The organism is Roseibium sp. AWQ4_290, assembly GCF_056160985.1.
In genome coordinates this window covers 378,913-403,010 of record NZ_JBSWYG010000001.1, presented here as the reverse complement: position 1 = coordinate 403,010, position 24,098 = coordinate 378,913, and the positions used below count along the sequence as shown (strand labels likewise).

Genomic DNA, 24,098 nt, shown 5'->3' with positions numbered 1-24,098 from the left:
ATGAGGATTTGAGATGCGCGGTGGCGACGACGGAACCGGTGAACTTTTCAGTGTTATGTCGATCTTGAGGCGCGGGTTCGCAAGGATCACCCTTTGCGCAAGATCCGGGAGATCGTGAACACTGCGCTGTCGGCTCTGAGCGGTGACTTCGCGGCGCTCTATTCTTCGATGGGCCGTCCTTCTATCGCGCCGGAGAAGCTGCTGCGGGCGATGCTGTTGCAGGCGTTTTACTCGATCCGCTCCGAGCGGCTTTTGATGGAGCGGCTGGAATACGACATTCTGTTCCGCTGGTTTGTCGGTATTGGCGTTGATGATCCCGCATGGAACCATTCGACCTTTTCCAAGAACCGCGACCGTCTGCTTGACGGCGACATCGCGGCAAAGTTCCTGAGCGCGGTCCTGGCGCAGCCCAAGGTCAAGAGGCTGCTGTCGCAGCGATCACTTCTCGGTCGATGGCACCTTGATCGAGGCCTGGGCCTCGATGAAGAGCGTCAGGTCAAAGGACGACACAAACAACGACACTGACGGCGGCGGTCCGTCCGGTGGCGGGCGCAATGGCGAGGCGGATTTCCACGGCCAGAGGTGGACCAACGCAACCCATGCCTCGACGAGCGATCCGGACGCCAGATTGTACAAGAAAGGCCGGGGCAAGGAAGCAAAGCTTTGCTTCATGGGTCATGGCCTGATGGAGAACCGTCACGGCCTTCTGGTCGATGCCTGCCTGACCGCCGCCGATGGCCACGCGGAGCGGAACGCCGCGCTGTATATGATCGAGGCGCATGCGGAGCGGCCGAAAGCGGTCACGCTCGGCGCCGAAAAGGCATACGACAGCCAGGACTTCATCAATGAACTGCGCAGTCTGAATGTCACGCCGCATGTGGCGCAAAACACCAGTGGCCGCCGTTCGGCGATCGACGGCCGCACGACCCGGCACGCGGGCTATGCCGCCAGTCAGCGGTTTCGCAAGAGGATCGAGGAAACGTTCGGCTGGATAAAGACCGTTGGCCGCCGGCGCAAGACGCGTTTCCGAGGCCGGGAGCGCGTGGGATGGGACTTTGTCTTCACGGCCTGCGCCTTCAATCTTATCCGCCTGCCGAAACTCCTGGCGGCCACGGCATGAGCGCTCCGATGAACTGCCAGTTGATCGGCCAGTGGCGCATTGTCGAAGCCGACCTGTGGCAGCGCGATCATCTCGATCTGTGCGGGCCAGCGGCGGTCTCCATCCAGGCCGACGGCCATGGCCAGATCACTTTCGGCGCATTGCAGGTGGGGTTGGATCTGCAATACAGCCGCTCAATGGTCTTCTTCAGATGGCATGGCTTCGATGAGATGGATGAGATGACAGGCGAAGGCGACACTGAACTCCTCGAGTACGGAACTCTCGAGATCATTTTTGCCCCCGGCGGAGGTGACGAAGCCAACCTCAAAACCGTGCGGGCAATTTCGCGAACACCCCACTAGGCTGTTTCTGCGGTCGTAAGGCTGCGGGAAAAATCGGCTCATTCTTGAGAAGAGATCTTTTCTCTCTCTTCTTAATTTATTAAACAACAGGAATGGTATGAAATGAAGAAAACGGATGCGGAAAGTATATTTATAGATGATTTGGACATCGACTATATTGCTCGCGTTGTCCAAACTGAAGTGCCTCCAGTTTGGCGAAATGAAATACTTGCGATTGGAGCGGCTGCTATAGTTGATACGATATTAAATCGTGTTGCTTATGCTGGTTTTCCTGATAACGTTACTGACGTTTTGAATCAAAAATATGCATTTTCTAAGATAAATGGTCCAAAATACTATTACAATTCTAAGCTCAAGCGGCGAGTGGCACTAGAACCATATGGAAGTGTGCAAAAGGCACCTAGGGCCAGTCCAAAAATAGACAGTTTGGTTCGAAGGATAATCGCGTATAGAGCTGCAGGAGGGGAGAGTATCGTTGGTTCAAGCCTTCACTATGGAAATCCGAACCCAGCCTATAGCGGAAGAAATGCTATGGCGCCTAATGGGTTCATTTATAAAATTCAACAAACTCCTGCTTTGGTAACGGGATTTGGCAAGAACTATACACATGTTCATGGTACCGATCCGTCTATGCGTCCGTTGTTGTCGGCTCCTCAAGTCAAATTTTTGCCTTCAGCGAACAATCAAAAAGAAGCGATTGACGACATAGAAGGTATGTTTCAGGCTCCAGCTGGTTTGGACTGGGTCGCGCCACCAATTCCGGCTCCTAAATACGATAGGTTTCAACTGCCTTCTGGCTTGGATTGGGACGTGCCACCAAATTCAACTCCGAAAATAGAGACTTCGCCAATAAATCCGGCGCGGGCAGTGTTGATTGACCATACAGATTTAAAGCCGTTGAGTTTTAACGAATATTATCAACGTTCTCAGTCCCGCTTGGGTGGCACGAAAGACTCTGCGGGCGAGCAGCAAAATGGTATAGGGACGCGTAAACAAGATATTTTTGACATCGCTGATCTTGCTCTCGACCAGACACTTGCGCGACTAAAGGCTGAGCAAGATTTTGGGCATGCTCTCCCTCCAGGGCCGAAGCCTGAGTATTCTGGTATTCCCTCTGCAAATGAAAGAGTGGAAGACACAGAAGATGCTTCTTTTCCTGTGCCAAAGAGTAAACCTAGTCAAGTTGCACCATCATCACCGTACGGTGATAACCCTTTTGAGTTGGAGAAACCTAGACTCAAACAGCAAGCAAGGCTTATCGAGGAGAATCCTGTGCTGGCAAAGCGGATGATCCGGGCTGCTGGACGGGATCCGGAATTGTTTGGCTTTGCGTGAGGGCGGTGGGGGCCGTGGCTTTTGAAGGCTGATGGCCCCTTGTTCCGGGTGGGGGCCTATCTTGAGAAAAAAGCGTGTGGGCGGTCCTTCGGGATTGTGGCTGCCGGGTTTGCCGGTCGAGGTGGCAGATTGGGCGGCTGGTTGAGGTCTGAAGCGGGCCGTTCCTTCCTTTGTCATCCCGGCCGCCGCGCAGGGGCGGGCCGGTCTCCTTTGCCCGCTGACATCGTTGGATCACACGTGTTTTGGGAAACACCACAGCGCGCACAATCAGCCTTCTCAGAAGACAAGGCAGAACCCGGTCACCCTGGTGCATTTTGGAGACGCGGCGTTGCGCGACATGAATGCGTGCATGACCGGCGGTGGGGCGGCCGACTGCGCAAAGATGGCGCTCGACAAGGGCTATGTTGCACCGCTGGCAGAGCTGATGTCGAAGCCAAGCCTGAAGGAGCCTCTGGCGTTTTTCAAAGCGTTTTGCGAGGCTGATACCAATCACAATTGATGATGACCTATTTGACCGGGCTTTGAGGGTCTTCGGCTAGGAGTGCGTCGCAGGTCGATACGGGGTATCGGGCCAGACGTGCGACAACGTCCGAAGACCCTCCAAGCCCGGCCTCCGGTGACCCAATTGCGCCCAACGGACATCGTTGCACCGCTTATCCGGTCAACCAGACCGGGTCGCGCGATGCGCCTAGCCGTTGAACGGAATTGGGACATCAAATAGCTCATCATCAATTGCGATTGGTATGACTAGGGGCGTTGGCTGCGGCCCCGCATCCTGTCCGCATCCTGCCAGCATCCTGGCGAAGGGAGTGTGGCCGGGGGAATTGCGCTATGCCGCCGCCCCCAGATGCACAAGGGTGATTTCGGGCGGGACGCCGAAGCGGAGCGGCAGGATCGAGCAGCCCAGGCCACCGGAAATGATCAGGTGCCTTTCGCCCGGTGGCTGGCCGGACCCGGCCACGCCCCGCAGCGGGCTCCGGGACTGGATATGGCCGTAATTGCGGGCCTTGCCAAGCGTGGTGCCGCTGACCGGTTTGTAGCCAAAAAAATTGATCTGCCCGCCATGGGTATGCCCGCACACGGTCAGGCTGACCCGCTCGGGGACTTTCCGGAAAATCCTGGGTTCATGGGCCATGAGCAGCACGGGCGCGTCATCGGTGACCTGGGCCAGGGTGCCCGGCAGATCGTCCTTGCCCTGCCATCTGGGGCGGTTGGCCTGCTTGTTCGGAACGAGGGCGATCTGATCATCCAGCCCGGCCAGCCAGAAGGGCTGGCCATCTTTTTGCAGCCGGACGGCACGGTTCTGATACAGCGTGATCCCGGCCTCGATAAGGGCCTTGCCGGCAAAGGGCAGGCCTTTGCCGGTGCGCTGCACCGTGAGGTCGTGCCACCAGTCATGATTGCCCAGAATGGCATGGGTGCCGAGCGGGGCTGTGAAACCGGCGAAAACCGGCGCCCAGTCCTTTGAGTGAATGGACCCGGTGCGGAACCTGTGGCCGGGCTCATAGTCGCCCAGCATCAAGACGATATCGGGGTTGAGGGCGTTGGTGCGTTCCACAATGAAGCGTAGCCGCTCCAGCCCCATCCAGGGATCACACACATGGGGGTCAGCGATCAGGGCGGCGGTCAGTGACAGCCCCTGCGGCCACCGGGGCGGGGTCAGAAAATAGCGCTGGGTGCGCAGCCGGAACGGTTCGATGCCAACCGCATAGGCGGGCAGGCTTGCGGCGCCCAGACAGGCGGCTGCAAGCCCTTTCAACACAAAGCGGCGGGTGATCATCGCACGGGGTTCCTTTCGTTTCCTTCCAAATTGGTACGGGACAGTCGTACCGGGAAACGGGGCTGAAGCGAGACGTATTTTTGCAGATTTTCAGGAGTGTTTCAGGGCGCTCTGCTCAGCTTTGAGCGGATCAGCCTCGGGCCCTCCTGGGGTTTTCCCACGGTCCCTGGGCACATCGCGTTTCATCGGATGTGTCTTTTGCTGCCTGACATCAGGGGTTACTGCAAAAGACAAGACGGTTTGAACCGTTCGCAACGCGATACGCCCCAGGGGCGTGGCGACACCGGGCCTCAGCGCCTGCCAAATGGGGCCGGAGGGCCCTTTGCTGCCTGAAATTGAGGATTTCAGCGCAAAGGGGCGCCCAGACGGCCGACGCGGCAGACCTTGAAGCCCGCAAGCCGGCCTTGTCAGGCCGGATCTTTCAAACTCCAAACATGGACAACTCTATGACGTCACAGATTTCTGACATTGTGGTGCCGCGCGTGTTCACGCCTTACATGGCGGAAAACAAGCCGGCCAAACTGGTGATGCTGGAAAAATCCGGCATTCTGGCCGCTCCGGCGCCGGAGATCGCCAAGCGCTTCAAGGCGGGCGGCAATCAGATCGAGGTGCCCTACTGGGAAGACCTTGATGACACGGAACCGACCGTGATCGACGACAGCGACAACAAGATCGCCACCAGCAAGATCACCGCCAGCGACATGCGGGCCTACAAGCACCGGCTGGCGAAAAAATACGGCGCCAAGACCGTGGCCAGCTATGCGGCCACCGGCCGGGGCGACAGTGCCATGAACCGGGTTGCCGAGCGCATCAGCGCCTATTGGGGCCGGCGCAAGGAAGAGCGCATCATCGGCACTGCCGAGGGCGTGATTGCGGGCAATGTGGCCAACAATAACAGCGACATGGTGTTTTCCGTCTATTCGGACGTGGCCTCCCCGACTGCGGCCAACCGGATCAGCTACCAGGCGATCAACCGGGCGCGGCTGACCATGGGTGAAAATCTGGATGACTTGCGGGTCATTGCCATGCACAGCTTCGTCTATGGCACGCTTCTGGACGATGAAAAGATCGAGTTCAAGAAGCCTTCGGAAGCCCCGTTCGAAGTGCCTTACTATGCGGGCATGATGGTGCTTCATTCGGAAAAGATGCCGGTGAGCGATGGCACGAATTCGCAGGAATATTCCTGCTTCCTGTTCGCGCCGGGGGCCTTCATGCATATTGACGAAGTGCCGAACCGGGAAACGATCTATGGCAATGAGGGCACGGAGATCACCCGGGACCCGGATATTGGCGATGGCGGCGGGGCGGATTACCTGACCACCCGCCGGTTTGAAATGATCCACCCGGCCGGCATGGATTTCACCGGGGCCTCGCTGGCCAAATCGCAAGGCGCCAGCCTGGCGGAACTGCGCGCTGCGGCCAACTGGACGCGCAAATACACCCGCAAGAATGTGAAGCTGGCCTGCCTGAAGGTGAATATCTGATCCGGGTCTGACGGCCAGGTCCTGCCCCCCGGACCGCATGTGCGGCTTGATCTGCCGCGCTGACCGGTGCCTTGCACGAACGCGGCCCCGGGGGCGGGGCTGCTGGCAGGGCTGCTGGCGGGGCTTGATCTGGACGGGGCGGCTTCAGATCTCAGAAGCCGGGAAAAGCCTTCGGAGTGAAACGGAGGGAGTGCATTTTCTGGTTGCTGGCAGGAACGTTTCATGAACAAATGCGCAGTGCAACACGAGGCGGCACATGGCGGATCTTGACGATATTACTGACTGGTGGGACGAGTTACAGGACTATTTCGAAAAAGGCGGTGATGAGGCCTATGACTACCTTCATCGGGATGGTCTTGATGTGTGGAAACTGGAGATCCCTGTCGCGCAGGTTCAAGAGTTTGCTGCACTTCTTCTGAGGCATGAGGAAACCCGATACATCCTGACCAAATTGAGCGCGTGGGAAAAAGTGAAGGACTCTCTTGGAGGCTCTTGCGACGACACCGACCCGGAATGGCTAGATGCTCCGGTTGGAGCCATTCAACTCTTTTATGCTTTTTACGAATGGTACTGCATGAAAACAGACCATCCGGCGAGTGACTTTCGTCTGTTCAATTTTGGGGAAACGGCTGCGATTAACGTTCTTGAGGGAGTGTTCAGTTCTCTCGAATCCAGGGAGTGCGTTGACTTTATTGAGGAGAATCTTGATTTCAATTTGTTTCGGGAAGATGAGTCATGACGTCCAAGAAAAATGGAAAATAACTCGCAACTGATCTGATGATTAAAGACATAAATTCGATCTACTGCAATAGAGCAAGCGCCTTTGCGAAGAAGAAATGTCTGATCTATCGGGAAACATGCGCAGGTCAGAGAAGGTCATGCTTCTGAATGCGGTCAAGATTGTTGTTGGTCATCAGACGGGCGGTGCCAGCAGACTTGGAACAATTCATGAACCTCTTTTGCGGCAAATCGCGTTTAAACGGCTTCAGATTTCCCTGTCTCTCGGCTGCGCCTCGAACGCGAAATCTGAAACAGTCTGCATCTAAGTAAACGCGGCGCGCGGTAAGAGAAACAACAGGACAAACGACATGGCGGATTTTGAGAATATCACCGGCTGGGAAGATGAGCTGGAAGCGTTTGCGCAAAGCAAAGAAGGGCGGGCCTATTTTCGGGGTGAGACGGTGGGGAAGACCAAAAAGCTTACTTTCGATGCCGTTCTGGATCTGGCAAGGCTTCTGCTGAAACATGACGAGCTGCGCGAGGCCGTCAGGCAGGAAGTGGAGTTCCGGGCTTTTCTGGAGACGCGTCCGGATTTGAGCGACGATGATGATGAATATTGGGACCTGAATCCGGTGGATGCTGTAGAGACCCGGGCCAGATTTATGAGATGGTATGCGTTTAAGTCGAATATTACATATGACTATATTGCGTTGGATTATGCTGAAGACATAGCATTTGCTTTTACATCTGGAGAATTGGAGTCTTTGGAATATGAAAAAGCGAAAAATTATGCGGAAGAAAATTTTAGGATATCCCTTTTTTTAAAGTGAAGACGGCGCATGACGAAGATTGTTCTTCTGGACGTTGCCAAGAGTGATGTCCTGGTCATTTAAATCGGCGGCTTTGGCGGGTTGGAACAATTCATGAACACCCTTTAGGGGATGCAACAGGACAAACGACATGGCGGATTTTGAGAATATCACCGGCTGGCGGGACGAGTTGGAAGCGTTTGCGGAAAGCGAAGAAGGGGACGCCTATTTTGGAGGTGAGACGGAGACCAAAAAGCTTACTTTCGATGCCGTTCTGGATCTGGCAAGGCTTATGTTGAAACACGACGAGCTGCGCGAGGCCGTCAGGCAGGAAGTGGAGTTCCGGGCTTTTCTGGAGACGCGTCCGGATTTGAGCAGTGAAGATGATGAATATTGGGATCTGAATCCGGTGCAGGCTGTGGAGACCCGGGCCAAATTTAGGAGATGGTATGCGTTTAAGTCAAATATTGCATATGACTATATTGCGTTGGATTATGCTGAAGACATAGCATTTGCTTTTACATCTGGAGAATTGGAGTCTCTGGAATATGAAGCAGCGAAAAATTATGCGAAAGAAAATTTTAGAATATCCTTTTTTTTACAATGAAGACGGCGCATGAGGGAGATTTTTCTTCTGGACGTTTCCAGGGGGGATGTCCTGGTCATCTAAATCGGCGGCTTTAGCGGCGCGGAACAATTCATGAACACCTTTTGCAGCAAATCGCGTTGAAAGGGCTTCAGATTTCCCTGTCTCTCGGCTGCGCCTCGAACGCGAAATCTGAAACAGTCTGCATCTAAGTAAACGCGGCGCGTTCCAAGAGAAACAACAGGACAAACGAGATGGCGGATTTTGAGAATATCACCGGCTGGGAAGATGAGCTGGAAGCGTTTGCGCAAAGCAAAGAAGGGCGGGCCTATTTTCGGGGTGAGACGATGGGGGTGACCGACAAGTTTCCTTTCGATGCCATTCTGGATCTGGCAAGGCTTCTGCTGAAACATGACGAGCTGCGCGAGGCCGTCAGGCAGGAAGTGGAGTTCCGGGCTTTTCTGGAGACGCGTCCGGATTTGAGCGACGATGATGATGAATATTGGGACCTGAATCCGGTGGATGCTGTGGAGACCCGGGGCAAATTTATGAGATGGTATGCGTTTAAGTCAAATATTCCATTTGATTATATGGCGTTGTATTATGCTGAAGACCTAGCGTTTGCTTTTGTGTCCGGAGAATTGGAGTCTCTGGAATATGAAGCAGCGAAAAATTATGCGAAAGAAAATTTTAGGAAAGCCTTTATTTACAGTGAAGACGACGCATGACGAAGATTGTTCTTCTGGACGTTTCCAAGAGTGATGTCCTGGTCATTTAAATCGGCGGCGTCAGCGGGTTGGAACAATTCATGAACACCCTTTAGGGGATGCAACAGGACAAACGACATGGCGGATTTTGAGAATATCACCGGCTGGCGGGACGAGTTGGAAGCGTTTGCGGAAAGCGAAGAAGGGCGGGCCTATTTTCGGGGGGAGACGGAGACCAAAAAGCTTACTTTCGATGCCGTTCTGGATCTGGCAAGGCTTATGTTGAAACATGACGAGCTGCGCGAGGCCGTCAGGCAGGAAGTGGAGTTCCGGGCTTTTCTGGAGACGCGTCCGGATTTGAGCGACGATGATGATGAATATTGGGATCTGAATCCGGTGCAGGCTGCGGAGACCCGGACCAAATTTAGGAGATGGTATGCGTTTAAGTCAAATATTCAAAATGACTATTTGACGTTGGATTATGCTGAAGACCTAGCGTTTGCTTTTACATCTGGAGAATTGGAGTCTCTGGAATATGAAGCAGCGAAAAATTATGCGAAAGAAAATTTTAGAATATCCTTTTTTTTACAATGAAGACGGCGCATGAGGAAAATTCTTCTTCTGGACGTTTCCAAGAGTGATGTCCTGGTCATTTAAGTCAGCGGCGTCAGCGAGTTGGAACAATTCATGAACACCCTTTAGGGGATGCAACAGGACAAACGACATGGCGGATTTTGAGAATATCACCGGCTGGCGGGACGAGTTGGAAGCGTTTGCGGAAAGCGAAGAAGGGGACGCCTATTTTGGAGGTGAGACGGAGACCAAAAAGCTTACTTTCGATGCCGTTCTGGATCTGGCAAGGCTTATGTTGAAACATGACGAGCTGCGCGAGGCCGTCAGGCAGGAAGTGGAGTTCCGGGCTTTTCTGGAGACGCGTCCGGATTTGAGCGACGATGATGATGAATATTGGGATCTGAATCCGGTGGATGCCGCTGATACCCGGACCAAATTTAGGAGATGGTATGCGTTTAAGTCAAATATTCAAAATGACTATTTGACGTTGAACTATGCTGAGGAATTAGCGTTTGCTTTTGTGTCCGGAGAATTGGAGTCTCTGGAATATGAAGCAGCGAGAAATTATGCGAAAGAAAATTTTAGGATATCCTTTTTTTTACAATGAGGACGGCGCATGAGGAAGATTGTTCTTCTGGACGTTTCCAGGGGGGATGTCCTGGTCATTTAAATCGGCGGCGTCAGCTGGTTGGAACATTTCATGAACATCCTTTGCGGCAAATCGCGTTTATAGCGTGTCGCGATTAATCGGGTTTGCCTTTCGCTGCCTGAAATCAGAGATTTCAACGCAAAAGACAAAACGGGTTGAAACCATTTGAACGCGACACGCCCTAAACGGCTTCAGATTTCACTGTCTCTCGGCTGCGCCTCGAACGCGAAATCTGAAACATTCTGACTTCAAGTAAACGCGACGCGCTCGAAGAGAAACAACAGGACAAACGACATGGCGGATTTTTACGATCTCACCGGCTGGCGCGACGAGCTGGAAGCGTTTGCGCAAAGCAAAGAAGGGCGGGCCTATTTTCGGGGTGAGACGGTGGGGAAGACCGACAAGTTTCCTTTCGATGCCATTCTGGATCTGGCAAGGCTTGTGCTGAAATATGACGAGCTGCGCAAGGCTGTCAGGCAGGAAGTGGAATTCCGGGCTTTTCTGGAGACGCGTCCGGATTTGAGCAGTGAAGATGATGAATATTGGGATCTGAAACCGGTGGAGGCTGCGGAGACCCGAAAGAACTTCGTGAGATGGTGCGGGTTCAAGGCGGGGCTGCCATTTAGCTACATTACTTTAGCCTATGGAATGCAACTCGCAACAGATCTGGTGGCTGGAGAGTTAACGTCACTCGATTACGCAGAGGCGAGTGCCTTTTCACGAAAACACTATGGCACGTCTTTCATCTACCGGGAGGAAGGCGCATGACAAAGAAAGTCATCCTTCTGGATGCGGCCAAGATTGATATCCTTGTTAATCAGACAGGGGTTGCCGGCCTGGACGCCGTCCTTCGCCGCGGCGACCTGGTTATGTTTGGCGATGACGCTTTGGAAGAGCTGAGAAAAGGATCTTGGTTTAAGAAGAAACAGAACAGAGATCTTTTTAATGGCTGGCTTGACAAGCAGCGTCGTGCCGGGCGTCTTCTTGAGCCCAAGCCTTTGCAGGAACACGAAAAGGCAAGATACGATCCAAACGACAAACGGTTGACGACAAAGGGGGGGGACGAACTTTGGGATATGAGCGCCCGTAAAGTCATGGCCGAACATCCGGACTATGAGTTCGAGGTGATCTCCAGCGATAAAGACATTTTCGACAACAGGATTCGCGGCAGCGGCAAAAAAATTGTCGACACGCCTTTCACGTTTACCTCGATGAAAAAGCTGATGGGGGAGTTGGCGGTTGACCCCGATTTAAATTTGTCGAAAGAACAATTCGAGAACATAGCTGATTATTGGCGCGGCGATAAATATGGTGATGTGAAGGGTCTCAAACAGGGAACTTTGAGTTTTCCAAGAGATTACGACCATGCGCTTGAATTGAAGCATCAGAATAAAATTCGCAGGGAAACGGAAGCCCTTAAAAAAATAGGCCAAAACAAAAATCCTCTCTCGGAACAGGAACGACGTGCACGAATTGGGCGCAACTGGCGGGCGATCCTCCGGAGTGGAACGTCGACCGCGATGCTTGGGTTGTTGGCCTTGCCTGTCGTGAGTACGACACAGGCAGTGGCGGCTGAAAAAGGTATTTCCTTTGACGAGGCAGCCCAGGAGTTGGGGCTGGCCGGGTTCAGCGAAGACCAGTTGATTGCCCTTGCCGCCGCAGCCGGAGTTGACCTTGCCATTTCCTTCACACCGGTTGGCGTGTTGAAACGGGCCTGGGAAATTCTGGGTAATTTCGATGACCTTGTGACTGTGGCGAAAGTTTACGGTGATGCCTTTCCGCATATTGAAGTCATCCAGCAGATGGCGGCGCTGGCGGATGAGGTGTCCAATTCGGCCGTTTTCAAAGCCTATGTGGATGGCCGGGACGCGCTGACCGGCGCGGTGAGCGATGCCATCAGATGGGCGCTTGGCAACAGCGGCAGTGATGAAGAGGCCGCTCAGGTGATTGGCCAGCTGCGCACCGCCCTTGACGAGACGGATGGCGACATGGAGGCAGCCCTGGCCCGGGGCGCCTCGCAGGCTGAACTTGAGGCACTGCTTTGGCAAAGGGCCGAGCTCAGCGCACCGGCTCCGCTGGTTGCCCCCGGCTTCGCGGCGCCGGATCTGGACGGCGCCTTGGCGCTGCCGGGGGATGTGCCCCTGTCTCAGAAAGAGGTGATGGCTGGGTCACAGGCCATTTTGCCGCCGGGCCTGAGTCAGGGGGAGAGGCTGGTGCCGGATGCCGCATCAGAGGCCGGTTCAGACCCTGGCCAAAAGACGTGGGCAGATGGAAAGGGGGACCGGCTGGCCCGCCAGACCTCCTATGACCGGGTCCGCAAACTGGGGCGCACACCGGAGGAAAAGGCCGAGGCGCTGGACGAATATGAGGCGCTTGTGGAGGAAAATTACCTTCTGACCGAAGATATCCGCATGGCCGAGGAAATCGCCTTTGAGGAACTGCAGCAAAGCTGGCAGCCCTCGGCCTTTGCGGCCGACGACGGCACGGTGATGAAAGGCCCGGTGGAGACCACCTATCCGGACGCGGAAGAGGACGGCCATGGCTATGTGCGCAAGGAGGCGGAAGAGCTGCTGAAAGGCGAGGGCATCCGCGCGCGCAAGTGGTTTGTGGAACCCAATGGCCAGACCGCTGCCGACCGGGCCCAGGGGGTTATGGACGAGACGGGCTACGGCCCGCGCATGACGCTGCTCTATGAGGATGAGACCGGCCGCCGCCACAAGCTGACAGAGGCGTTTCAAGCGGATGTGGGCAGTGCGCGGCAGCGGCGGCACACGGCGCAAGAGCGTGAGGACCGCAAGCTGGCCAAAGCCTACGGCATTGCCTGGCCGGACACCAGCGGCATGACGCCTTTCGAGGCGGCCCGGGCCCGCCTGCAGCATGCAGCGGAATTGCCCGAGCTGCGTGAGCGGGCAAAACAGGCGGCTGATGACGCAAAAAAGACCAGACAGCCGGTGAGGGCAGCGTTGCCCAGACGCAAACCCGTGGCCGGGGCAGACAGGCAGGTGCAGGCCAAGGGCGCCCCTGTGCCGCCCCGGCGGCCTGAACCGGAGAGCGGGGCGGATCTGACAAGCGGCGGCTAGTACCAAGCACGTTTCAACGGATCTGTCTGCCGCAGCCTGATAGCAACCGCACCTCAGATGGGGTCCTGTTAAGTGCGGTTGGCAGGACCTCAGAGCTTTCAACGCAAAAGACAAAACGGTTTGAAAGGGTGGCCTCGCTCCGGAGTGCCGCCCTTTTTCGTCTCGAACAGGAAGGAATGTCACATGGATGAGATCATCATGCGCCGGCTCCGGCATCTCCAGCAGCTGGAAGACAGCCATGCAAAAGACTTTGAAGAGCGGTTCGGCACAGAACAGAGCCGGGATGCACAGCGGCGGGAGGCGGTGTCCAACGCTGTGTCGGCCAGCTGGAACCGCATCTGGCGGGCAACGGCGCGGGCCGCCCACCCCGGCCCGCTGCCCAAGGGCTGGCGCAAGGAGCACTGGAAGACCCTTCAGGCCATGGCGGCTGACTTTGCCGGGGTTGAGGCCCGCAACAAGAGCGAAGCGGTGACGGCGCTGGAAGCCTATGAGGCCGGGCTCTCCGAACCCGGCAGGGACGCGGCCGAGACCGGCCCTGTTTGATGTTTTGAAAAGGCCTGTTTCATGTCCGGAACCGTTCATGCCGCCGTGGAGGTGGCAAATCTTGCGCTGGCGCATCTGAAAGAAGCGCCGATCCGCACCTTTGACTATTCCTCGGTGGCCTCACGCTGGTTCAAGAACCACTATGCGGCGCACCGGGATGCCTATCTGGCCCAGCAGGACTGGGACTTCGCCACCAGCCTTGTGCAGCTGCCCGCAGAGACCGAGCAGCCGCCCTTCCGCTGGACCTACCAATACCGCAAGCCGAGCGACTGCCTGCGGGTTCCCCAGCAAACCGTGGACGGCAAGCCGGATGGGCAGCTTATCCGGCTTGAAGTGGTCGGGCAGAAGATCCTGACGGATCAGACCCCGCCCTTTCCCTTGCGCTATATCCGCCGGGTGACCCGGGAAAGCGAGTTTCCGCCGTTGTTCGTACACGGATTTGCGCTGTTTCTGGCCGCCGCTTGCGCCCATGTGATCACCGGCAAGAACAGCCGGGCCGAAGCTCTGCGCCAGGCGGCCCTGGACGCCCTTGAGAAGGCGGGCGGCTATGACGCTGCCCAGGGCACGGCCCTGCCGATGATTGACCTGGATATCATTACCCAAAGATGAGCTATAACCTGCAAGCGACTTTCAGCCGGGGGGAACTCGACCCGGAACTGATTTATCGCACCGATCTCGAGTTCTTCCGCTCTTCGCTTGCCGAGTGCCGGAACTTCATCACCCTGAAACGCGGCGGCCTCCGGCGCCGGGGGGGCACCCGGTTTCTGGCCGAGGTCAAGGACAGTGCGGCCGGGGCGTGGCTGATCCCGTTCGAATTCGGCAACGGCCAAAATTACATGCTGGAATTCGGGGACTTCTATTTCCGGGTCTTCACCAGCGCGGGGCGGGTTGGCACCGTGGAGGTGGCAACACCCTATGCCCGGTCTGTTCTGCCCGATCTGAAATTCGTCCAGTCAACGGATACCCTGTTTATCGCAGGCGGTGGAGTTGCGCCGCAGGCGTTGACCCGCTCGGGGGAAACAAGCTGGTCAATTGCCCCCATGGCCTTTGAGGACGGCCCGTTTCTGGATGTCAATATCAGCCCATCCAGCCTGAAGCCCTCGGAAACCGGCAATCCGGTGCCGGACATGACATCAAACACGGCGCCAAGCGGCACAGTCAGCGCGTCAAATGGCAGTGGCTCGGCCTGGCAAGTCTTCAACCGCGCGCCGGGCAGGGTCGTGCTGTCGGGCGGGTCCGAAGGCTGGGTCCGCTACCAGTTCCCCGCCGCAGTGGTGATCGACGCCTATATGCTGCAGGCGCCGAATGACAACAGCCAGAATGATGACATGCCCTGGCAATGGAACATTGAAGGGTCCAACGACGGCACCACATGGACCATTCTGGACAGTCAGGACGGGCAGGACACCTGGGCCTCCAATGAGTGGCGGGAATATGCGTTTTTCAACGAAACGGCCTATGTCTACTACCGGCTGAAGTTTACGCAAGGCGGCGGTAAGCTGGGAGACAGTTCGGCAATCGGGCAGCTTGTCTTTCACCAGTCCGGCGCCAGCCAGACGCCTTTTGACCTGACTGCCTCTGTGGTGGACGGGATTAACGGCGGGACCGGGTTCCTTGCCTCTGATGCCGGGCGGCAGATCCGGTTCCGGGGGGGCGACGGGTTCTGGCGCTGGCTGAAGATCACCGAGGTGGTGTCCGCCACCGGGGTCAAGGTTCAGGTCTATGGCCAGACCCTGCCCAACACGGATGCCACGACGATCTGGCGTTTGGGGTCCTGGTCCAAGACAACCGGCTGGCCGCAGACCATTGGCTGGCACAAAAACCGGCTGGCCTTTGCCGGAACCGATACGGAGCCGCAAAAGGTCTGGGAGAGCCAGACAGAGGATTTCAACAATTTTGCTGTGTCCCATGTGCTGCAGGCCTCGGACGCGGTGACAGCGGGCATCTTGTCCGGCCAGGTGAACCGCATTCAGTGGCTGGTGGATGACAATGACCTGATCATTGGCACAACCCGCGCGGTGCGCTCGCTCGGCAAGGCAACGGCCCAGGACCCCTATGGCCCGGAAAATGTGAACCAGACCCCGGAAACCAATTTCGGAGCAAATGGCATTCCGCCGATCAAGGTGGGGTCGGTGCTGCTCTATTTCGGTCCCTATGGCACGGACATGCGGGAAATGGCCTATGATCTGAGTGCAGATGGCCGGATCTCCCAATCGGTGAGTGAAGTGCAGTCGCATCTTTTCCGCAACGGTATGTCGGGCGCCTGCTATCAGCAATATCCGGACAGTATCATCTGGGCCTGGGACACGACCGGGGCCGTGATCGGGTTTACCTATGAGCGCCAGCAGCAGGTCTACGGTATGCACCGCCATGATCTGGGCGGGGCCGTGGAATGTATGGCGGATCTCAGCGGCGGTTCGTCAGACACGGTCTGGATGATTGTCCGGCGGACCATCAACGGCGAGACCCGGCGCTATATCGAAGTCATGCAGAGCCCGTTTCTGAGCGGCCGGATCGAAGAGGCCTGGCATCTGGACAGCGCGGCGCTTTACAGCGGCCCGCCTGCCAACACCGTGTCCGGTCTCGCCCATCTGGAAGGGGAGGCTGTTGTTCTTTACGCCGACGGCACGGACTATCCGGCCGTGGTGTCCGGGGGCTCGGTGAGCCTGCCGAGCGGCCGGACGGCTGCCAGGATCCTGATCGGGCTGGATGCGGCGGCGCGGGCCAAGACCTTGCCCTATCCGGTCAATGCCCAGGACGGGTCCACCATGGGCCGGAAAATGCGGATTGACGATTGCAAGGTGGCCGTCTTTGAAACCGGGTCTTTGCGGGTGGGGTCAGACGAAACTTATCTGGACGAGCTGATCTATTACGAGGCCGGGGACGCTTACGGCGAGCCTGCCCCGCTGCATAGTGGGGCGCTTGGTCAGCCGGTGGAAACCCGCTGGGAGGAAGGCGGCCAGCTTGTTCTGGAAGCCTCCGGCGGCAAGCCCTGCACGATCCTGTCGGTTAATTTTGGACGAGATGTGGAGCCATAAACATGTGTGAACCAGCAACTATCACGCTCATTGCGACCGGGCTTTCAGCGGCTTCCACGACGGTTGGCGGCTTGGTCCGGGCGCAAGGTATTCAGCAGCAGGCGGAAGCCCAGGCGAAGGCAGAGGAGCGGAAGGCGGAGCTCGCGGAAAGACAGAAGGCGGTCAACCAGACCCAAGGCTCGTTTGAGCGGAAACGGACGCTGGAACAATATCAGAAGATCATGGGGTTCAACCGGGCTGCGGGTGCTGAGCGCGGTCTGTCTGAAACCGGGTCGCTGAGCGATGTCGCCGATGACAATGCCTATGAAACCGCCCAGAATATTGAGGCCATCCGATACCGGGTGGAGGGGCAGCGGGACAATCTGACCTTTGAGGCCAATACGGCCCGGGAACGGGCCGCTTCCCAACGCAAGGCGGGGCGCATCGGCGCCTTTGGCGCCATTCTTGGCGGGGCAACCAGTTCTCTGACTACACTGGGCAATACGGCCTACCAGATGGCAGGATAGCACCGTTCGGGCAAGATGAAACCGTTTCAGGTTTCAAACTAGTTCTTCTATTTTTCAAACGGATCGAACATGACGCGATTGCTGAAATTCACTGGCACCTCCCAGCTGCCCGGCGTTGCAACACCGCAAGTCGTGGCAGATACGGCTGTGGGTGCTCAAATCAAAGACCTTGGCGATACCGTTGAGACATCTTTGCAAGACGTCTCCAAACTGGTGGAAACCGGCGCCGCAATTCTCAAGAAAAACAGGCAAGCCAAGGTCAAAGAAGAGAAAGAGGCGAACGCCAATAAACAGGCATCCTTGGCGGAGGATCGTGTCCAAAAACGCATAAAATTCGATGCGGCCCAAAAGGCCGTGCAAGTTGTGCAAGGGGTGCGCACCAGGGCCAGGGCGGCGAAAGATCAGCCAAGGGTTCCTGCTTCCGGTCTGAGCGAAGAGATGCTGCGCTTCATGGCGGACACCAGCCGCAAGATGTCGGCCGGGATGCCGGACGATCAAAAGGCGGTGTTCAACAAGGAACTGGACCGGCGGCAAGATGACCTGCTCTATGATGTCGCGGCGGTGGAGGAGGCTGCAGACCGGGACCATTTTCTGCAAGGGCTGGCCGCCTCCCGGGATCAGGCGGTGGAGGACGTAGAGGCCATTCCGCAGCGGATTGACCGGGCGTTTGCGCATTTTAAGGATCTTGTCGACCAGGTGCCTCTGCCGGGCCGGGTGCGTGATGAGGTGGAGCTTGAAGCCGCCCAGGCCCTGACGGAGACCTGGGTGGCGCGTCAGCCGCTGGAGGTCCAGATCGAGGGTCTTTCTGCGGAGCCGGGCGCAGCATCTGCCCATGGGGACAGTGCAGCGTCTGGCTCAAAGCAGGCTGTTGCCGGGGATGGGGGGCTTTCAGCCCATGAGTTTGCGGCCCGTGCCGGTGTGCTGCCGCCCGAAAGCCGGAACCGTCTTCTGGAGCAGGCCTTGCAGAAAAAGGCCGCAGACAGCATCGCCGAGGCAGAGCGGATCGCTGCACGGATCGATGCAGCCGATGGCCAGTTCCGGTCGGCCGAAATCGATGAAAACCCGAAACTTGGACCAGAGGCAAAACTTCAGCTTTACGATCATTATCGCAGGGATTTGCAAACCCACGCGGACAGTCTTGTGGCGGCCGGTTGGGCTGCGTCCAACGGCCGGGCGGATCCGCTCAAGCAGGAGGACCGGGACCGGGCCGATCTTGCCTTTGCCTATCTGGAAAAAACCGGTTCGGATCCGGCCGCTTTGGCACTCGGCATCGTCCAGCAGAAAGGGGTTCTGCCGGCCGCCTATGCCCGGCGTCTTGCGACGGCCCTGACCAGCCCCAGGGAGGCGGAGATCGCGCAGGCGCTCACCACCGTTTCCGCCCTGGCCAGGTCTGGCGGGCGTGCCATGCTTGGTCTGGAAGAGGAGCAGCCTTTGCGGTCGTTTCACACCAAACAGGAGGTTTTGAAACGCCGGTTCGGTTTGACACCGGACGAGATTGCCAAGCGGTTCGCGCAAGGCAATCAACCGAAACTGCGCAAGGAACGGCAGGTGGCTTTCCGCGACTTTCATGCTCAAAGAACGTCCGGGCGCTCTGCAGAAAACAGGGTGATCGCGCGTTTTGGAACAAGGTCCGCGAGCCTGGACAATTCCTCAAAGGAGAAACCTGCTGGCCGCAAGAGCAAAACGGCCGCAGGGGCTTCTCAAGCGCCTTTTAAACTGTGACGCCCGGCTCGCCGCCTGACCGCAGATGCGGTTCTCAGCGCGGTGAGGGCGATGCAGATCTTCCTCAAACAGGCGCCTTGGCGCTGCAACTTCACAGGAGGGCTCGATGACAATCGCAGCCTTGACGGAAACCCGCGTCCAGATCTCCGGCGACGGGGTGACGGAAACGGTCGCGATCCCGTTTCAATTCATCAATCAGAACGACCTGACCGTGATCCACACGGATGCGCTCGGGGCCGACACTGAATGGACCTATCAGCAATCGCCGGGGAACTGGTCGTTTACTGGCGGCGACTATGGGACGGGAACTCTGCATTTCACTGCAGCCGATTGTGGCAGCGGCGAGCGCCTGACTGTTGTTCTGGTAAGTGCCTATGATCAGCCTCAAACGCTGGAAGGCGGGGAAATCGATCCCGATGTTTTGCAAAGGTCTATGGACCGGACGGCCTTGCAGGTGCAGGCGATTGCCGGAGAGGTTCAGCGGTCCCTGTCCGTTTCTCCCAGCCTTGCCGGAACCCTGCCAAATCTAGAAGTGCCTGACCTGAAGGACGGCGAGGGCTTTATCCGGCAAGGCGACGGCCTCGTGCCTGCCCTGATCGACAGCGCGGCCATCTCCTCGGCCGTTACCGCTTCCGGGCAGGCCCGGGACGTGGCGCAAGATTCGGCTTTGGTTGCGTCCGACGCGGCGGTCTCTGCGGGTCAAGCCCGCGACCAGGCGCAGACGGCCAGAACGGACGCGCAGACGGCGCGGCAGGGGGCTGAAGACGCAAGAGATGAAGCGGTCCAATACGTAGACGACGCACAGCAAGAGCTTGGGCTCGGCCGTATGCCCATCGGAACGGTTCTCTGGGTGGCAGGAACAACCGCCCCGGCAAGCACTCTTGCGTTGGCCGGTCAGACCATCACACGCGCTGCTTATCCGGGTCTTTGGACGTGGGTTAAGGCTTCGGGAAATCTGGCCGCCACTGAAGGTGCGAAAGGTATTGGGGAGTTCGGGCCGGGCGATGGATCTACCACGTTCACCCTGCCGGACCTGCGGGACCAGTTCATCCGGGCCTATGGGGACGCACGTGACGTTGGTTCTTATCAGGACGACGCCCTACAGAACATTACGGCGTCGTTTGGATCCTCGGCAGAGTACAGGACGGGCAACGGCGCATACGACGCTGGGGCAATCTCCACATCTGAGGGGGACGGAAACATTGAGCGAAATGACGGGTCCGCCGCCACTGGTGGAACCCTTGTCGAGTTCGATGCTTCCAACGTCGTGCGCACCGCAGACGAAACCCGCCCAAAGAACGTCGCTTTCCTGCCAGTAATTGTTGCGTACCACGTGGTTATTGATGCGGCTCAGCTACAAGCTTCTGAAGTCCTGAACGATATCAGCAGCAACACGACTGGGGTCGCAGACATAAATACTCGCATGGGCTCATTGGCTATTCTGGAATATCAGCAGCCAAGCGGAACCCACGGGGGTACACCCATTGCGGGCGCATGGACGACCTACCCTCTGAACACAGAGAGATTGGACCCGCAGGGCATCGTCTCACTGGTCGGGAATGATTTTACGCCTACCGTAGACTGTGAGATCCAAGCAGAAGCAGGTCTTTATAGGACTGCTGGCGCTGTCATCCGCGTGTACGACGTTACGGGCAGTTCTGTGCATATCCCCGGCGCTAGCGGTTATTCTCGCGCCGCCGACGGTCCGTATATTCTATACACTGCGCGCGGAATACTTACTGCTGGCATGACGTACCGTATTGAGTACAATATCGACAGCGCGTTTACTACGTACGGTCTTGGCTATGCGAACGGGCACGACACTGAAGTGTTCGGCCGAGTAACCCTGAGGGCGATTTAATGACGAAATATGCTTTGATCCAAGACGGTGTCGTGACCACGATCAGCTTTGAGGCGGATACGGGGTGGCCTGTTGTTTCTGACGATGTGTTCCCAGGAGACACGGATAACGGAGATGGTACGTTTTCGCGGCCAGTTGTGCCGGAGCTGACAGACGAGGAAAAACGAGCGGAGATGCTCCCTTTGACCGCCCGGCAATTCAAGCTCGGGCTGGTTCGGAATAGCATCTCCCTCGCCACGGTAGCGGCTCAGATCGCAGCCATCACCGATGATCTTGAACGACAAGAGGCCGAAATTGAGTGGGAAACGGCCGCTCAATTTGAGCGCCTTAACTCGCTGGTCGTTTCCATCGCCAGCGCCATCGGTCTGACAGACGAGCAGGTGGACACAATGTGGCTTGCGGCCTTGGGATACTAGCCAATCTGAAAACTTGAACTGTCGGTACCGCCCTTGAGGCGGTTTTTTTGTGCCTGAAAGGATGAAACATGGAAACGAGCAAGGGCGGGGTTGCCTTCGTTGAAGCCCATGAGGGCTTTGTATCGCGGGCCTATCTGGACCCGGTGGGGGTGCTGACCATCGGGACCGGCTTCACCAACAGCAGCGGCGTGTTCCGCTCTTTTTGGGGGCGCAAGCTGAAGCCTGGGGACACGATCACCCGGGCCCAGAACAAGAAGATTTTGAAGGCGGCCTTGAAGGAGGAATACGAACCGCCAGTGCGGGCCGGGATGCCGAAGGACGCCAAGCAGCACGAATTTGATGCAGCGGTTTCGGCAACCTTCAATCTCGGGGCGCGCTTCATGGGCTGGAAGGCGGCAAAGCTCTGGAGGGCTGGCAAGCGCCAGGAGGCGGCGGAGCATTGGGCGACCCACTACAACACGGCGGGCGGCCGCAAGTTGCCCGGCCTGGTCCGGCGCCGGAAGGAAGAGGCGCATCTTTTCCTGACCGGCGTCTATACGGGCGAGGGCGAGGGAAAGCAGCGCCATGAGGCGGCAAAGGCCCCCGTCCGGCCGGACCCGGTCGTGACAGAGGCGCAGGAAGCCTTGAAGCGGTTCGGCTTTGATCCGGGCGAAATTGACGGCTGGATGGGCAAGCAGACCAAGGCGGCGGTTCTGGCCTATCAGAAGCAGCACCCGCATCTGACCAATGACGGGATTATCGGGCCCGCCACCCTGGCGCAGCTTCGGCGCGATGGTAAAGCCGTCAAGGACACGTTGCAGAAGGGCGGCGGGCTCTCTGCGGTGTCTGGTGTCATCGCCTCCGTCTCCGGCCTTCCTTGGGGCGCCATTGCCGCGTCCGTGGCCGTTCTGGCTCTGGCTTTCTTCGCCTGGCGCTACCGGGATGTCATCCAGCGCCGCTGGAACGCGCTGACCGGCCGGGAGGTGGCCTGATGTTTGGCAAGATTGCCGCCCTGTTCCTGTCGGGTCCGTTCAACCGGATCTTTGACAGTGTGGACCATGCGGTCAGCAATGAGAGTAAACGGCAGGAAATCAGGGCGAACGCGGTCAACCGCTATGCGGAAGCGGCGGCGGAAGAACGGGCCGACGCCCGGCGCTATCGGGCCTTTTGGTTCATCTGGTGTCTGTTTGCCGGCTCGGTCGGTTTCTGGTTCCTGGCGATCACGCTGGACACGGTTTTCAGTTTCTCGTGGTCGGTGGCCGATTACCCGCCATCGGTCAAATCTTATGTGGACACGATTGTTGCCTCGATCTTCGGGGCCGGTGGGCTGGTGGCAACAGCGCAGGCACTTTCGAGCGCGATCCGGGGGCGGCGGTGACGGAAGATGAAGCAATGGCCGCCCGTGAGGCGGGGCGGGAAGGGGCTAAAGAGGTCCTGAAAATGATCGGGTTTGATCCCGATAACCCGCGAGAAACGCAGGAAGACATGATTTTCTTGCGGGACTGGCGCAAGGGAACCTCCGCCATGAAGGGCCGTCTTTTTGGCGCGGTCTTCGCGGTAGCGATCCCCGCCGCTCTCCTGGCCGTATGGGTCGGGTTCAAGGAATTTCTGAAAGGGCAGTAACAATGCCTCCATTCACTTGGCCGCTCATTTGGGCGGCTATTTTTATGTCAGCTACCGAAGGGACAATAAAATGGCAGCACAGCTTGAAGTGACTTTCGCGCCGGTCGGCGGCCGAGCCGCGTTCGGCTCAGAGATGCCCGCGCCCGATGGCGCCGCATCTGCATCCGAAACGCTCGACACAGCCAGCACCGCCAGCACCATTTCGGCGGGAATTATGGATTTTGCGCGGGTCGTAAATTCAGGGGACGCGGATCTTTATGTGGCGTTTGGCGCTTCTCCAAACCCCTCCCAGGCGCCGCGCTGGTTCCTGGCGCAGGGGCAAGCACTCGATGTTGGTTTGCGCGAAGGCGACAAGGTCGCGTTTATCTCGAAATAAAGGGTCAAATCTATGCGGTGTAGCATTCAACTTGGGTTTTCAAACCGCGAGCCCGGAGGACCCTCAGCGCCCTCGAACGTTATATTCTCGGACTTTTTCACGGCGGACACGTCAGCCAACTACACCGGAACCAAGGGCGGTACTCTGACATATGACACCGTCAACACACAGTTGGACTATGTGTTTGCCGATGAGTATGACGGCGTGGCAACCGCCCTGTTTTCAGTGAGGCCGTCCTCGACCGTGACGGTGTCGGTCACGGCCAGCAACAATGATACGGGGGTTCAGATGGAATTTACCTGCGGAACATCTGTTGACACAGCTGCGGATATCTTTAGCACCTCCAGCCGTGTGGGTGCATCTGGAACCATGACTGGCTCTTTCGAAATTCCGGCTGACGTCACTGAGATGCTGGTTCGGCCTCGGGCACGCGGCGGGGATCCAGGGGATACGTTCTCGCTGGACGCGATTGAGGTGATCGTCTCCAGTTAACGGCGCCTGACTGCAAAAATAGCCGACCTTTCCCGCCAGCCAGCCGCGACCTAAGAGAGCTTAACTCACCCAGCCGTACGTTGTCATGATAGCTTCTGTGTTGCCGTCATCTTCCCAATCTTCGAACGCGACACCTTGGGCGCAGAGCGTATCAAACTGTTCTTGAGTGACCCGTGCAACAAGCATCACGTCTTCCCCAGCTGGAATCGCTCTTAATTCAAGTTTACCTAGATCGTTTGCGTGCTCCCCTGAAAGTTCCGCGTTTTTAAGTTAACACATTACTCGTTACATGCTTGGGAATGATGTGATCGTTGCCAGGCCATAGCTTGATCCGGGTGACACCCGCTGTAGATACGCG

General features: G+C 57.4%; 26 protein-coding genes and 1 pseudogene. 25 read left to right on the top strand and 2 right to left on the bottom strand.

Annotated features, from left to right (window positions below; all coding sequences use genetic code 11):
- Positions 1-13 precede the first annotated feature (13 nt).
- The 4 genes and pseudogenes from ACXAH0_RS01795 (at position 14) to ACXAH0_RS01780 (ending at position 3,295) form a co-directional block, all read left to right on the top strand.
- Positions 14-1,120: pseudogene (locus ACXAH0_RS01795) on the top strand (IS5 family transposase).
- Entirely contained in the window at positions 1,117-1,461 is a 345-nt protein-coding gene (locus tag ACXAH0_RS01790) for a hypothetical protein (RefSeq protein WP_475188622.1), read from the top strand. The pseudogene ACXAH0_RS01795 and the gene ACXAH0_RS01790 overlap by 4 nt, the downstream one beginning before the upstream one ends.
- A gap of 102 nt (positions 1,462-1,563) precedes the next feature.
- Positions 1,564-2,796 carry a cell wall hydrolase gene (locus tag ACXAH0_RS01785; RefSeq protein WP_475188620.1) on the top strand — a complete coding sequence of 411 codons (1,233 nt, stop codon included), beginning with the start codon at positions 1,564-1,566 and terminating at the stop codon, positions 2,794-2,796.
- A gap of 328 nt (positions 2,797-3,124) precedes the next feature.
- The gene (locus tag ACXAH0_RS01780; RefSeq protein ID WP_475188618.1) at positions 3,125-3,295 is read left to right on the top strand and encodes a hypothetical protein; all 171 of its coding nucleotides are present in this window, start codon (positions 3,125-3,127) and stop codon (positions 3,293-3,295) included.
- Between the two features lie 330 nt (positions 3,296-3,625).
- Here ACXAH0_RS01780 and ACXAH0_RS01775 read toward each other — a convergent pair whose 3' ends face one another.
- Complete coding sequence (locus ACXAH0_RS01775; protein ID WP_475188617.1) at positions 3,626-4,576, bottom strand: metallophosphoesterase; 951 nt, start codon at positions 4,574-4,576, stop codon at positions 3,626-3,628.
- A 446-nt stretch (positions 4,577-5,022) separates the two neighbouring features.
- Here ACXAH0_RS01775 and ACXAH0_RS01770 point away from each other — a divergent pair, with 446 nt between their 5' ends.
- The 8 genes from ACXAH0_RS01770 (at position 5,023) to ACXAH0_RS01735 (ending at position 10,872) form a co-directional block, all read left to right on the top strand.
- Positions 5,023-6,060, top strand: coding sequence for a hypothetical protein (locus ACXAH0_RS01770; protein WP_475188615.1), 1,038 nt, complete (start codon positions 5,023-5,025; stop codon positions 6,058-6,060).
- A gap of 256 nt (positions 6,061-6,316) precedes the next feature.
- Positions 6,317-6,799 (top strand): hypothetical protein, encoded by a 483-nt coding sequence (locus ACXAH0_RS01765; protein ID WP_475188614.1) that lies wholly within the window; start codon positions 6,317-6,319, stop codon positions 6,797-6,799.
- A gap of 349 nt (positions 6,800-7,148) precedes the next feature.
- Entirely contained in the window at positions 7,149-7,610 is a 462-nt protein-coding gene (locus tag ACXAH0_RS01760) for a hypothetical protein (RefSeq protein WP_475187068.1), read from the top strand.
- A gap of 130 nt (positions 7,611-7,740) precedes the next feature.
- Positions 7,741-8,196: a hypothetical protein gene (locus ACXAH0_RS01755; protein ID WP_475188612.1), complete on the top strand. Its 456-nt coding sequence runs from the start codon at positions 7,741-7,743 to the stop codon at positions 8,194-8,196.
- 233 nt (positions 8,197-8,429) lie between these two features.
- Positions 8,430-8,903, top strand: coding sequence for a hypothetical protein (locus ACXAH0_RS01750; RefSeq protein ID WP_475188610.1), 474 nt, complete (start codon positions 8,430-8,432; stop codon positions 8,901-8,903).
- Positions 8,904-9,020: 117 nt separating this feature from the next.
- On the top strand, positions 9,021-9,476 hold the full coding sequence (locus ACXAH0_RS01745) for a hypothetical protein (protein WP_475188609.1): 456 nt from the start codon (positions 9,021-9,023) through the stop codon (positions 9,474-9,476).
- Positions 9,477-9,606: 130 nt separating this feature from the next.
- Entirely contained in the window at positions 9,607-10,062 is a 456-nt protein-coding gene (locus ACXAH0_RS01740) for a hypothetical protein (RefSeq protein ID WP_475188605.1), read from the top strand.
- Positions 10,063-10,398: 336 nt separating this feature from the next.
- Positions 10,399-10,872, top strand: coding sequence for a hypothetical protein (locus ACXAH0_RS01735; protein WP_475188604.1), 474 nt, complete (start codon positions 10,399-10,401; stop codon positions 10,870-10,872).
- Here the strand turns inward: ACXAH0_RS01735 and ACXAH0_RS01730 are convergent.
- Complete coding sequence (locus ACXAH0_RS01730; protein WP_475188601.1) at positions 10,851-11,210, bottom strand: hypothetical protein; 360 nt, start codon at positions 11,208-11,210, stop codon at positions 10,851-10,853. The genes ACXAH0_RS01735 and ACXAH0_RS01730 overlap by 22 nt on opposite strands.
- Before the next feature lie 441 nt (positions 11,211-11,651).
- On the opposite strand from ACXAH0_RS01730, the gene ACXAH0_RS01725 reads away from it, so the two are divergent.
- The 13 genes from ACXAH0_RS01725 (at position 11,652) to ACXAH0_RS01665 (ending at position 23,740) form a co-directional block, all read left to right on the top strand.
- Positions 11,652-13,184, top strand: a complete 1,533-nt coding sequence (locus ACXAH0_RS01725) for a hypothetical protein (protein WP_475188599.1) — start codon at positions 11,652-11,654, stop codon at positions 13,182-13,184.
- Between the two features lie 183 nt (positions 13,185-13,367).
- Entirely contained in the window at positions 13,368-13,727 is a 360-nt protein-coding gene (locus ACXAH0_RS01720) for a hypothetical protein (protein WP_475188597.1), read from the top strand.
- 21 nt (positions 13,728-13,748) lie between these two features.
- Complete coding sequence (locus ACXAH0_RS01715; RefSeq protein WP_475188595.1) at positions 13,749-14,336, top strand: phage connector family protein; 588 nt, start codon at positions 13,749-13,751, stop codon at positions 14,334-14,336.
- Positions 14,333-16,765, top strand: coding sequence for a phage tail protein (locus ACXAH0_RS01710; RefSeq protein ID WP_475188593.1), 2,433 nt, complete (start codon positions 14,333-14,335; stop codon positions 16,763-16,765). Before ACXAH0_RS01715 ends, ACXAH0_RS01710 begins: the two co-directional genes overlap by 4 nt.
- A gap of 2 nt (positions 16,766-16,767) precedes the next feature.
- On the top strand, positions 16,768-17,271 hold the full coding sequence (locus ACXAH0_RS01705; protein WP_475188592.1) for a virion core protein, T7 gp14 family: 504 nt from the start codon (positions 16,768-16,770) through the stop codon (positions 17,269-17,271).
- A gap of 69 nt (positions 17,272-17,340) precedes the next feature.
- Positions 17,341-18,993 carry a hypothetical protein gene (locus tag ACXAH0_RS01700; RefSeq protein ID WP_475188589.1) on the top strand — a complete coding sequence of 551 codons (1,653 nt, stop codon included), beginning with the start codon at positions 17,341-17,343 and terminating at the stop codon, positions 18,991-18,993.
- A 106-nt stretch (positions 18,994-19,099) separates the two neighbouring features.
- A complete protein-coding gene (locus tag ACXAH0_RS01695; protein WP_475188588.1) occupies positions 19,100-20,854 on the top strand; it encodes a phage tail protein in 1,755 nt (584 codons plus the stop codon).
- Positions 20,854-21,270: a hypothetical protein gene (locus ACXAH0_RS01690; protein WP_475188585.1), complete on the top strand. Its 417-nt coding sequence runs from the start codon at positions 20,854-20,856 to the stop codon at positions 21,268-21,270. The genes ACXAH0_RS01695 and ACXAH0_RS01690 overlap by 1 nt, the downstream gene beginning before the upstream one ends.
- 68 nt (positions 21,271-21,338) lie before the next feature.
- Positions 21,339-22,241, top strand: a complete 903-nt coding sequence (locus tag ACXAH0_RS01685; RefSeq protein WP_475172264.1) for a glycoside hydrolase family protein — start codon at positions 21,339-21,341, stop codon at positions 22,239-22,241.
- Positions 22,241-22,627: a hypothetical protein gene (locus tag ACXAH0_RS01680; RefSeq protein WP_475188583.1), complete on the top strand. Its 387-nt coding sequence runs from the start codon at positions 22,241-22,243 to the stop codon at positions 22,625-22,627. Before ACXAH0_RS01685 ends, ACXAH0_RS01680 begins: the two co-directional genes overlap by 1 nt.
- A complete protein-coding gene (locus tag ACXAH0_RS01675; RefSeq protein ID WP_475172268.1) occupies positions 22,624-22,872 on the top strand; it encodes a hypothetical protein in 249 nt (82 codons plus the stop codon). Before ACXAH0_RS01680 ends, ACXAH0_RS01675 begins: the two co-directional genes overlap by 4 nt.
- Before the next feature lie 28 nt (positions 22,873-22,900).
- Positions 22,901-23,248: a hypothetical protein gene (locus tag ACXAH0_RS01670; protein WP_475188580.1), complete on the top strand. Its 348-nt coding sequence runs from the start codon at positions 22,901-22,903 to the stop codon at positions 23,246-23,248.
- 12 nt (positions 23,249-23,260) lie between these two features.
- Complete coding sequence (locus ACXAH0_RS01665; protein WP_475172272.1) at positions 23,261-23,740, top strand: hypothetical protein; 480 nt, start codon at positions 23,261-23,263, stop codon at positions 23,738-23,740.
- The last annotated feature ends 358 nt before the right edge of the window (positions 23,741-24,098 follow it).

Coding starts and splice junctions, on each gene's coding strand:
- ACXAH0_RS01790 (WP_475188622.1), top strand. CDS start 1,117: ATGAGCGCTCCGATGAACTGCCAGTTGATCGGCCAGTGGCGCATTGTC.
- ACXAH0_RS01785 (WP_475188620.1), top strand. CDS start 1,564: ATGAAGAAAACGGATGCGGAAAGTATATTTATAGATGATTTGGACATC.
- ACXAH0_RS01775 (WP_475188617.1), bottom strand. CDS start 4,576: ATGATCACCCGCCGCTTTGTGTTGAAAGGGCTTGCAGCCGCCTGTCTG.
- ACXAH0_RS01770 (WP_475188615.1), top strand. CDS start 5,023: ATGACGTCACAGATTTCTGACATTGTGGTGCCGCGCGTGTTCACGCCT.
- ACXAH0_RS01765 (WP_475188614.1), top strand. CDS start 6,317: ATGGCGGATCTTGACGATATTACTGACTGGTGGGACGAGTTACAGGAC.
- ACXAH0_RS01760 (WP_475187068.1), top strand. CDS start 7,149: ATGGCGGATTTTGAGAATATCACCGGCTGGGAAGATGAGCTGGAAGCG.
- ACXAH0_RS01755 (WP_475188612.1), top strand. CDS start 7,741: ATGGCGGATTTTGAGAATATCACCGGCTGGCGGGACGAGTTGGAAGCG.
- ACXAH0_RS01750 (WP_475188610.1), top strand. CDS start 8,430: ATGGCGGATTTTGAGAATATCACCGGCTGGGAAGATGAGCTGGAAGCG.
- ACXAH0_RS01745 (WP_475188609.1), top strand. CDS start 9,021: ATGGCGGATTTTGAGAATATCACCGGCTGGCGGGACGAGTTGGAAGCG.
- ACXAH0_RS01740 (WP_475188605.1), top strand. CDS start 9,607: ATGGCGGATTTTGAGAATATCACCGGCTGGCGGGACGAGTTGGAAGCG.
- ACXAH0_RS01735 (WP_475188604.1), top strand. CDS start 10,399: ATGGCGGATTTTTACGATCTCACCGGCTGGCGCGACGAGCTGGAAGCG.
- ACXAH0_RS01730 (WP_475188601.1), bottom strand. CDS start 11,210: ATGTTCGGCCATGACTTTACGGGCGCTCATATCCCAAAGTTCGTCCCC.
- ACXAH0_RS01720 (WP_475188597.1), top strand. CDS start 13,368: ATGGATGAGATCATCATGCGCCGGCTCCGGCATCTCCAGCAGCTGGAA.
- ACXAH0_RS01715 (WP_475188595.1), top strand. CDS start 13,749: ATGTCCGGAACCGTTCATGCCGCCGTGGAGGTGGCAAATCTTGCGCTG.
- ACXAH0_RS01710 (WP_475188593.1), top strand. CDS start 14,333: ATGAGCTATAACCTGCAAGCGACTTTCAGCCGGGGGGAACTCGACCCG.
- ACXAH0_RS01705 (WP_475188592.1), top strand. CDS start 16,768: ATGTGTGAACCAGCAACTATCACGCTCATTGCGACCGGGCTTTCAGCG.
- ACXAH0_RS01700 (WP_475188589.1), top strand. CDS start 17,341: ATGACGCGATTGCTGAAATTCACTGGCACCTCCCAGCTGCCCGGCGTT.
- ACXAH0_RS01695 (WP_475188588.1), top strand. CDS start 19,100: ATGACAATCGCAGCCTTGACGGAAACCCGCGTCCAGATCTCCGGCGAC.
- ACXAH0_RS01690 (WP_475188585.1), top strand. CDS start 20,854: ATGACGAAATATGCTTTGATCCAAGACGGTGTCGTGACCACGATCAGC.
- ACXAH0_RS01685 (WP_475172264.1), top strand. CDS start 21,339: ATGGAAACGAGCAAGGGCGGGGTTGCCTTCGTTGAAGCCCATGAGGGC.
- ACXAH0_RS01680 (WP_475188583.1), top strand. CDS start 22,241: ATGTTTGGCAAGATTGCCGCCCTGTTCCTGTCGGGTCCGTTCAACCGG.
- ACXAH0_RS01665 (WP_475172272.1), top strand. CDS start 23,261: ATGCGGTGTAGCATTCAACTTGGGTTTTCAAACCGCGAGCCCGGAGGA.